Genomic DNA, 9,324 nt, shown 5'->3' with positions numbered 1-9,324 from the left:
GCGTTACGCACCCGTGCGCCACTAGATCCGAAGATCTCGTTCGACTTGCATGTGTTAGGCATGCCGCCAGCGTTCGTTCTGAGCCAGGATCAAACTCTCAAGTTGTGTCACAGCGAATACGGTGCAGCCCGAAAGCCGCCAACCGCAAACACCGAACTCCGGGAGCCGATACCTGCACTATGTAAAACGTATGGTTACGTTAGGACATGTATTGGCATCGGCTTGCTTTAAACTAGTACCCGTGGCCCAAAGACCCACGAGACCAGGCGCCGTCGCCCACATGTCCCTTCATCTAAACCTACAATGTCAAAGAACGAACCAGCCTTGCGGGCCAGCCCCGCCGAACAGTAAAGCCGGACAACCAAGCATCCCTCGTTCTTGCGATCGGGGGAACTAGCTGTCCGTCTGTGTTGGCGACCGTAGCAGAAGCGTGCTCCGCTGCGGTGAAGCGGCCTCTAAGGGGGGCTTCTGATTCGGTCAACAGCCAATTTTCAAAAATGTTTTCAACAGGGGGGGCAACCGCACCAAGGCAGACTGCGAGCCGACAAGCCCAGCGCCAAACCCCTTCCAGCTTTTGCTTGAAGCGTGTCGCTGATGCCGATAGCCACGCCGCCACAGGGAATTATGGCTCAATTGCCGGGAAAACTTCGGGTTGCGTGCTAGCATAGCGAATGCCGTCTGTGCGTTCGCAGTCCTCATTTGGTCGGCGACCGGAGCCTTCGCCCGGGACGGGGAACTGAACGTCCCTGCGCTTCCGCTGGCCCGCGCCGTAGCGTCGCTGGGGCAGCAGGCCGGAGTGCAGATCCTGGTCAACGTGCCCGGTAGCGAGGCGCGGCGCACGCATGCCGTACACGGCCATATGACTCCGGCCGAAGCGTTGACGCGAATGACCCGCGGCATGGGTCTGTCCGTTCATACCGTAGCCCCCGGCGTATATCTGATCGCAAAGACGCCGCCGGTCCGCAAAGTGCTGCAAACCCAGCCTCCAGCCCCGGTCGCAGAGCCCCCCGAAATTCTCGTTTCCGCACGGCGTCGCCCCGAACTGGAGCGCGACGTGCCGCTGGTCGTGACCCATCTCGACAATTCGGCGCTGCAGCACGCGGCCGTTCGCACCCTGGCGGACGTGGCGCGCATGACTCCGGGTTTCGTCGCCACCGGCCAGACCAGCAGCGCCACGCCGCTTCTGGTGATGCGCGGTCAGCGGCGATCGATCAGCGACGAGAACCGGTTGCCGCTCGTCGTCTATCAGGACGAAGTGCCCCTGCCCAATCAGGCAGCGCTTTCGCCGCTGTTCGACATCGCTTCGGTCGAAGTGCTGCGCGGTGCCCAAGGGACGCTATTCGGGCGGAATGCCACCAGCGGCGCGGTACTGCTGCGCTCGGTACAACCGGGCGAAGGCATCGCCTCCTACGTCGAAGGCGAAATCGGCAACTACGGATTGCACCGCCTCGAAGCGGCGGTCGAATTGCCCGCGTCCGGCCCCTTCTCGCTTCGCGCATCGGGCCAGCAGGTGCGGCGCGAGGGCTATACGCGCCTGCTCGGCGGCGGACGTGCGGACGATGTGCATACCGATGCGATACGGGCAGTGCTGCGTTTCGATCCGGACGGACCGCTGCGCTCCACCACCAGCTTCGACATGCTCGATGCCGACGAAAAGGGCGCCGCGCTGATCCTCGCGGGTGTCTACGCGGGAGGAAGCGTGCGCGACGCGCAGAACGCTCCCTACTTCGATTGCGGAACGGGCGCCTGCGACATCGACGGCTATTTCGAGACCCAGCAGACGCTGGGCCGCCGCACCTCCCAATCCGGCTTGGCGCCATCCTTTCGGCGGCGGTTTCGCGGCATCGGCAACATCACCTAATATGGCGAGGGCGACCTGCTGATCCGCAACATCGCCGGCCTCAGGACGACCGACCTGCACTACACACTCGATGGAGACGGAACGCCGCTGCCGATCAACGATTCCGTCACCGATGCCCGGCTGCGCCAGTGGAGCGAGGAACTGCAGGTGCAGGGAAAGAGCGGCAGCCTGCGCTATATCGGCGGACTGTTCTATCTGGACAGTGCGCCGGACGGTCCAGTGGTACAGACCCTGTCGCGACTGGTGCGGCCTGACAATCCGCCGTCACACATCGCGAGCTACCAGACTTTCCGCAGCGCTGCGATCTTCGGCCAGGTCACCGCTTCGCTCACCCCCGCCCTGACTGCCGACCTCGGATTGCGGTATACCGGCGAATGGATCGGCGGCTGCGCGCTGCGGTCCGTCGCGGCCAAGCCGTTGTCAGAACGCCAATGCCTCGACGAGGGTGGAACCAGGGCGCGGGCACGATCGCGGCGACTGACCTGGACGCTGGCGCTGACCCGTAGGCTGGGAGACAGCAGCCTCTACGCCACCAGCCGCCGCGCGTTTCGTTCGGGCGGCTACAACACGCCGGCGCTCGGCGGGTTATTGGCGCCTTTCCAGACTTTCCGTCCCGAAACGCTGACCGACTTCGAGATCGGGGCCAAGGGGCGCTGGAGTTTGGGGGGGATCAGCGGCTCCTACGCGGTGGCGGCCTATATCGGCTTTTACGACGACGTGCAGCGCGCGCTGTTCCCCGATGTCGATTTCGACGGCGACGGCGAACTGACGACCGACCCCATCACCCTCTACATCAATAGCGCGAAAGCCCGGGTCGCGGGGTCAGACGGTGAGTTTTCGGCGAACCTGGGAGCCCGTACCCGGCTGACCCTCAGCGCCTCGTGGATCGACGCGCGTTATACCCGGATCGATGCCCCCACCGCCCTGACCTCGCTTTTGGGCACGGACCCGCTGCACAATCGCTTTACATATACGCCGACGTTCGGCGGATCGGTGTTCCTATCGCACGAGCTTCCCTTGCCCGCGAGGCTCGGAATTCTCGCTCTAGGCGCAGACTATGCGTGGGTGAGCAGCGTCCGGCTGACAGAGAGGCCGACTGAATCTTTCGCGCGGCAGCCCGCCTACGGGCTGCTTGGCGCTTCGATCACATGGCGTCGGCCGGGCGGATTGCCGGTGGATATGGAATTGTGGGGCCGCAACCTCACCGACCGGTTCTACGTGAGCGGCGGCGGGACGCTCAATCCGGCCTACACGGCCGCCACGATCATTCCCGGACCGCCGCGCACGATCGGGCTTCGGCTGCGCTACAGTTTCGAATGACCCGCGCCGTCAAGGCGCGACGAGTTCGGCGCGCGTTACGCTTTCGTTTTCGACGCGGGCGATCCCGGCCAGTTCGAGGCTCTGCAGGAACCCGCGCGTCACCCCGATGCGGAATGTCCCGCTGATGGGACGACGCGCAAGCTGCGGGCTGGAGACGATGATCTCCTGCGGACTGTAGCGGTTGATCTCGGCCACGGCCTGCTCCAGCGGCACGCGATCGAAGCTCAGGACGCCCGAGCGCCAGGATAGCTGGCGGTCCACGGCGACCTCGGCCATGCGGTAGGCGCCGCCCTGCCACACGAGTTCTTGCCCGGGATGAAGAACGGTGGACTGGGCCTCACGGCCCTGCCCCGCCGGCATGTCGATGCGCACGCGGCCTTCTGCAAGCGTGACCGTGACGCGGCCGCCGGTGTCCCTCACAGCGAAGGCCGTGCCCAGCGCGGTCACCCGGACGCTCCCGGCCGAGACGACGAAAGGCTTTCGCGGGTTCTTGGCGACTTCGAAGAACGCCTCGCCGCTGCGGATGGTAGTACTGCGCTCGGTTCCGCTTTCCGAAACGGCAAGCACGGTCGAAGTGTTGGCCGTGATCGCCGAGCCGTCCGTCATCCGGAAAGTGCTCTGCTGCCCCACGCCCGTCGAGATCACGTGGCTGTCCGCTTGCGCGAGCGCAGCCGCAGGCGCTTCGCCGCCCCCGCGATAGTGCTGGAAGGTCAGCCCGCCGACGAGGACCGCCAGCGCGAGCCCCGCTGCCATCGCCGGGCGTGCCCAGGCATGGCGGTCGCGGCGATTGGCAAGCGCCCGCTCGCGGATTTCGAGGATGCGGGCGTCGGCGCGCATGGCCCCGGTGCCGTCCCAGGCCCGCTCCACCCGCGCCCAGGCGATGCGGTGCGCTTCGTCGCGGGCGTGCCAGCTTTCGAAGTCCTCGTAGTCCTGCGGCGTCGCCTTGGGCGAACGGAAGATGCTGAAATAGGCAGCGGCAGTCGCTTCGGGCGAGTCGATCCTTTCCAGCGCCCGGCCGTCGAACGGGAGGTTGTCGGCGGATTTGCTCATGGCAGATCCCTCGCGGCAAGGAAGCGGATCGCCTTCATGATGTTGCGCCCGACCGCACTGGTCGAGATGCCGAGGTGCCGTCCGATCGCATCGTAGGACATCTCCTCGAAGCGGTGCAGCACGAAGACGTCGCGCGTCAGTTCGGGCATTTCCTCCAATGCATTGGCGAGCCGATCGACGTCCTCACGGCCGCGCAGCACGCGTTCGGGGGTGAGGTCGTCCACCGGGTGCAGCGCTTCGGTGAGTTCGTGATGGGCACCGCGATGGCGTACCGTATCGCGGCGCGCACGGTCGGTCAGGACACTCGCAGCGACCTGAAAAAGGTAGCCTTCGACATTGGCGATCGGGTCCGCCTGCCCGCGCACGTGCATGCGAACAAGCACGTCCTGCACGAGGTCGTCGACATCCACCGGGTTCGCCCGCTTGGCGATGTAGCGGCGCAGGGCGGGCACGTGCACCGACAGGTCGGTCACCTGCCGGCGGCCCTGCACATGCTTTTCCTGCGGTGTCCTGCGCAACGAGAAAATCGGATCAGCCCTTCTGTCCAATGCCCGGCCTCCATAGCCGCGCAGGCTGCGGAAGGTCATCCGATATATTTTTTCACGGGCAGCGAATGATCCCCGCGCCTTTGCGTCTTGCGCATATCGGCCTGCAATCAGGGACAGGCCGGACAACCATGGGGTAACACACCAATGACCTGTCGCAGCCTTTCGGCTCTTCTTCTCGCGTCCACCGTTCTTGCCATCGCCGCGCCCGCGCAGGCCCAGTCCGACACTGCCGCTCAAAACCTCGACCAGCCCGGCGGCGACATCGTCGTTACCGCGCGCCGCCGCGAGGAAAGCGCCCAGACCGTCCCCGTCTCAGTCACCGCGTTCAACTCCGAAATGCTGCGCGAGAAGGCCGTCGTCTCCACGCAGGACCTGACCTACACCACCCCCGGCCTCAACGTCGCGCCGCAGACCTCGCGCGATACGCCCTCGATCGTGATCCGCGGCCAGCGCCGCGCGACGGCAGGCGCCGCAGCGCCTTCGGTCGTAACCTACTTCGCCGACGTGCCGCTACCCAACGAAGGCAGCATCGTGCCGACCTTCGACATCGGCTCGATCCAGGTGCTGAAGGGTCCGCAGGGCACCCTCTTCGGCCGCAACACCACTGGCGGCGCGCTGCTGCTCTACCCCGTCGCGCCCGACTATGATTTCGCCGGTTACGGACAGGTCACGCTCGGCTCGTACAACGAGACGACCTTCGAGGGCGCCGTCAACGTGCCCATCGTCGCGGACCGTGTTGCCCTGCGCGTCGCAGGCCAGATCGCCCGCCGCGACGGCTACACCAAGAACCACGGCAACGGCGGCGATCTCGACGACCGCCACAACGACGCCTTCCGCGCCTCGCTCCTGATCGAGCCGGTCGACGGACTGAAGAACACCACCGTGTTCGACTGGTATCGCGCGCGTGAGAACGGCACCGGCACCGTGCTCAACGGCGTCTACCCGAACCCGGCCGTCAGCGGCGGCGGCACCGCGCGCACGGCGGCGAACCGTCCCTACTTCGACTGCGGCGTCGCGGGCTGCGACATCGACATCGCGCTGGCCGAACAGCAGGCGGCGGGCGTGCGCGACGTCAGCACGAGCATCGATCCCTATTCGAACCGCACTTTCTGGGGCGTGGCCAACACCTCCGAGCTGGAAGTCGGCAAGGTCACCTTCAAGAACATCTTCGGCTACCGCCGCAGCAAGGTCGCGGCCGCCCGTGACATGGACGGCACCTACCTCGCGCTTTACGACGGCGTTTCCAACACCGACGTCGAGCAGGTCTCGAACGAGTTCCAGATCCTCGGCTCGCTGCTGAACGACCGCCTCGACTGGATCGTCGGCGCCTTCTACCTCAAGAGCGACCCGACCGGCGTGAACGGCAGCGTCACCTACTCGGCGGTGATCCCGGGCAAGACCTTCACCTACAACGAGAACTACAACTCCTCGACCAGCAAGGCGCTGTTCGGGCAGGTCGGCTATGCTTTCGGCGGCTTCGCGGAAGGACTGCGCTTCAACGGCGGCTTCCGTTACACTTGGGACAAGTCGAGCGGCTGCTCGGTTGCGGCGCTCGACACGGCCGACCGCATCGGGCCTGACGCCTGCGCCACCCAGGGCGGCAAGACCGGTTCGGAAAGCTCCAAGGCCCCGACCTGGACCGTCGGTTTCGACTACAAGGTCAACGACGACCTGTTCCTCTACATCACCAACCGGCGCGGCTACCGCTCGGCGGGCTACAACCAGAGCGGCATGTCTTCGTACTTCGACGGCTTCGAGACATTCCAGCCCGAGAAGGTCACCGACTACGAGGTCGGTATCAAGAGCAGCTGGGAAATCGGCGGCGTGAAGGGCCGCTTCAACATCGCGGCCTACACCAGCAAGTACAACAACATCCAGCGCTCGATCTTCCCCGGCGCGGACTTCGACGGCGACGGCAACTCGGCCAACGATCCGAGCAGCCTGATCATCAACGCCGCCAAGGCGACGATCAAGGGCACCGAGTTCGACTTCTCGGTCACCCCGGTCGGCGGCTTCACGCTGTCGGGCTTCGGCGCCTACACCGATGCCAAGTACGACGAGTACGACGCACCCGCAGCCTTCATACCGCTGCTGGGCAACAACCCGGTGAACAACAAGTTCTCCTACACGCCCAAGTGGACCATCGGCGGCGGTGCGCGCTACGCGACGTACCTGGGCAACTTCGCCGAGATGGTGTTCAACGCCAACTGGTTCCACAGCGCCAAGGTCTGGTACGTCGAGCGTCCGCTGGACACCAACGGCATCCAGAAGGCCTACGACACCGTCAACCTCAAGCTGGACTTCAACAACATCGAGGATCGCGGCATCGACCTCGGCTTCTTCGTGCGTAACCTGTTCGATGTGACGTATGCTGCTGCCGGCGGCGTCGTCACCCCGTCGGTGACTTCGACCACGCTCGTCTACAACGAGCCGCGCGTGTTCGGTGCCCAGCTGCGCATGTCGTTCGGCAAGCGCTGATCCCCTGCCCGCCTGCGCGGATCGCCATGATCCGCGCAGGCACCCCTTTCGATACGACCCTTCGATGAGGATGTAGCCCGATGAAATCCCGTCTTCGTACCGCCCTGCTTTCCCTTTCCGCGCTCGCTTCTACTCCGGCAATGGCCGAGCCGCTGGCCGATGCCGACCGCACCGCGATCCTCGCCGAAGTCGATCGCGGTGCCCCTGCGATGGCGCGCAATGCGCTGCAGATCTGGTCCTGGGCCGAAGTCGGCTTCCAGGAGACCAAAAGCTCGGGGCTTCTCCAGAAGGACCTCAAGGCGGCAGGCTTCAAGGTGACCGCCGGTGTCGCGGGCATGCCCACCGCCTTCGTCGCCAGCTTCAAAAACGGAGACGGCCCCGTCATCGGCATCCTCGCCGAGTACGACGCCCTTCCCGGCCTCGCCCAGGCGGCCGAGCCTGAGCGCCATGTCATCGATGGGATCGCCGGTCATGCCTGCGGCCACAACCTGTTCGGCGCCGCATCGGTCGCAGCGGCGATCGCCACCAAGAACTGGATGGTCGCGCACGGCATCAAAGGCGAACTGCGGGTCTACGGCGCGCCCGCCGAAGAGGGCGGATCGGGCAAGGTCTTCCTCGTCCGCTCCGGTCTGACCAAAGACGTTTCCGCCATGCTGCACTGGCACGCGGGCGACGGCTATAGCGCCATGCAGGGTCATGCGCTCGCGAACGTCAGCGCCAAGTTCCGTTTCCACGGCCTCGCCTCGCACGCCGCCGCCGCGCCCGAGCGCGGGCGGTCCGCACTCGACGGCGTCGAGGCGATGGACAACATGGTCAACATGATGCGCGAGCATGTGCCGCAGGAAACGCGCATCCACTACGTCATCACCGATGGCGGCAAGGCCCCCAACGTCGTGCCCGACACCGCCGAGGTCTACTACTACGTGCGTCACCCCGATCAGCAGCAGGTCGCCGACATCATGGAGCGCGTGAAGAAGGCCGCAGAAGGCGCCGCGCTCGGCACCGGCACCACGGTCGAGTACGACCAGATCGGCGGCACCTTCGACCTGCTTCCCAACGATACGCTGGGCCGGGTGATGTACGACAACCTCAAGCAGGTCCCGCTGCCCGCCTACACCGCGCAGGAGCAGGCGTTCATCGACAAGATCGCGGCCACCCTGCCCAAGGGCGGCCGCAAGCGCACCGCCGGGGTCGAGCCCTATTCCAGCGGCGAGATCATGTCCGCTTCCACCGACGTCGGCGACGTCAGCTACACCACGCCCACGGCGGGCATGTCGGCGGGCACCTGGGCGCCCGGCACGCCGCCGCACAGCTGGCAGGCGGTCGCCGCCAGCGGCAACAGCGTCGGCACCAAAGGCGCGGAAGTGGCCGCCAAGACCCTCGCCCTCACCGCCGTGCAGCTGTTCCAGAGCCCGGACACGCTGGCCGCCGCGAAGAAGGAACTGGACGAACGGCGCGGGCCGGACTTCGTCTACCGCTCGCTGCTCGGCGACAAGGCGCCCTCGCTCGACTATCGCAAGGCGCCTGTTTCAAAGAATTAACCGGACCCATCCTGACCCCGGTTCCGCCAAGTGCGCGGAACCGGGTCTTTTTTCTCATTATGACATTTCAATGACTGTTAATGACGGTCAAGCAACTGTCCTTATTAGATTTTCTTAGAGCCTGATCAGAAAATAAGTTGAGTGGTATCAGCAGGTTAGCTTGACGCTTTGGCCTGTCATTGATTCATGGGTTTCGCCAAAAACTACCATGGATTCAACGATGTGGACCGATACCACTCGCGCCCTTCATGCGCGAAGAGGGCTAGCTTTGCCAAGCGATTTGACGGATGCCGAGTGGGCGCTGCTGGAGCCATTGCTTCCACCTGCGTCTCGTGTCGGACGGCCCCGCAAATGGCCATTACGACGCATCGTCGAGGCAATTCTGTACCTACTGCGCGGAGGCCTGCCATGGCGGATGCTGCCGCCTTGCTTTCCGCCGGTGTCGAGCGTGCGGCATTGGTTCTACTTGTGGCGAGACAACGGGCTGTGGCTGACGATAAACCACACCTTGTTGATGATGGCCCGA

Annotated in this window: 7 protein-coding genes and 1 rRNA gene; 5 read left to right on the top strand and 3 right to left on the bottom strand. The window is 65.1% G+C overall.

Features of this window, described 5'->3' with window-relative positions:
* Positions 1 to 105 (bottom strand): 16S ribosomal RNA (locus ACYPYD_RS04440); the annotation flags it as partial.
* A gap of 793 nt (positions 106 to 898) precedes the next feature.
* Here ACYPYD_RS04440 and ACYPYD_RS04435 point away from each other — a divergent pair.
* A complete protein-coding gene (locus ACYPYD_RS04435) occupies positions 899 to 1,861 on the top strand; it encodes a TonB-dependent receptor plug domain-containing protein (protein ID WP_459662236.1) in 963 nt (320 codons plus the stop codon).
* A 15-nt stretch (positions 1,862 to 1,876) separates the two neighbouring features.
* The gene (locus ACYPYD_RS04430) at positions 1,877 to 3,181 is read left to right on the top strand and encodes a TonB-dependent receptor domain-containing protein (protein WP_459662237.1); all 1,305 of its coding nucleotides are present in this window, start codon (positions 1,877 to 1,879) and stop codon (positions 3,179 to 3,181) included.
* 9 nt (positions 3,182 to 3,190) lie between these two features.
* On the opposite strand, the gene ACYPYD_RS04425 is transcribed toward ACYPYD_RS04430, so the two are convergent.
* Together ACYPYD_RS04425 and ACYPYD_RS04420 are read right to left on the bottom strand one after the other, a co-directional pair.
* Positions 3,191 to 4,231 carry a FecR family protein gene (locus ACYPYD_RS04425; RefSeq protein WP_459662235.1) on the bottom strand — a complete coding sequence of 347 codons (1,041 nt, stop codon included), beginning with the start codon at positions 4,229 to 4,231 and terminating at the stop codon, positions 3,191 to 3,193.
* Entirely contained in the window at positions 4,228 to 4,749 is a 522-nt protein-coding gene (locus ACYPYD_RS04420) for an RNA polymerase sigma factor (protein WP_459662234.1), read from the bottom strand. The genes ACYPYD_RS04425 and ACYPYD_RS04420 overlap by 4 nt, the downstream gene beginning before the upstream one ends.
* Positions 4,750 to 4,923: 174 nt before the next feature.
* Between ACYPYD_RS04420 and ACYPYD_RS04415 the strand changes: the two genes are divergently transcribed.
* From ACYPYD_RS04415 to ACYPYD_RS04405, 3 genes are all read left to right on the top strand, one after another.
* Positions 4,924 to 7,257: a TonB-dependent receptor gene (locus ACYPYD_RS04415; protein ID WP_459662233.1), complete on the top strand. Its 2,334-nt coding sequence runs from the start codon at positions 4,924 to 4,926 to the stop codon at positions 7,255 to 7,257.
* An 80-nt stretch (positions 7,258 to 7,337) separates the two neighbouring features.
* Positions 7,338 to 8,798: an amidohydrolase gene (locus ACYPYD_RS04410; protein WP_459662232.1), complete on the top strand. Its 1,461-nt coding sequence runs from the start codon at positions 7,338 to 7,340 to the stop codon at positions 8,796 to 8,798.
* Positions 8,799 to 9,018: 220 nt separating this feature from the next.
* On the top strand, positions 9,019 to 9,324 hold a 306-nt coding region (locus ACYPYD_RS04405), incomplete at its 3' end, for a transposase (RefSeq protein WP_459662230.1).

This window comes from Novosphingobium sp. 11B (genome assembly GCF_054589055.1).
The sequence above is the reverse complement of the archived record's forward strand: the minus strand, read 5'-3'. Positions and strand labels throughout refer to the sequence as shown.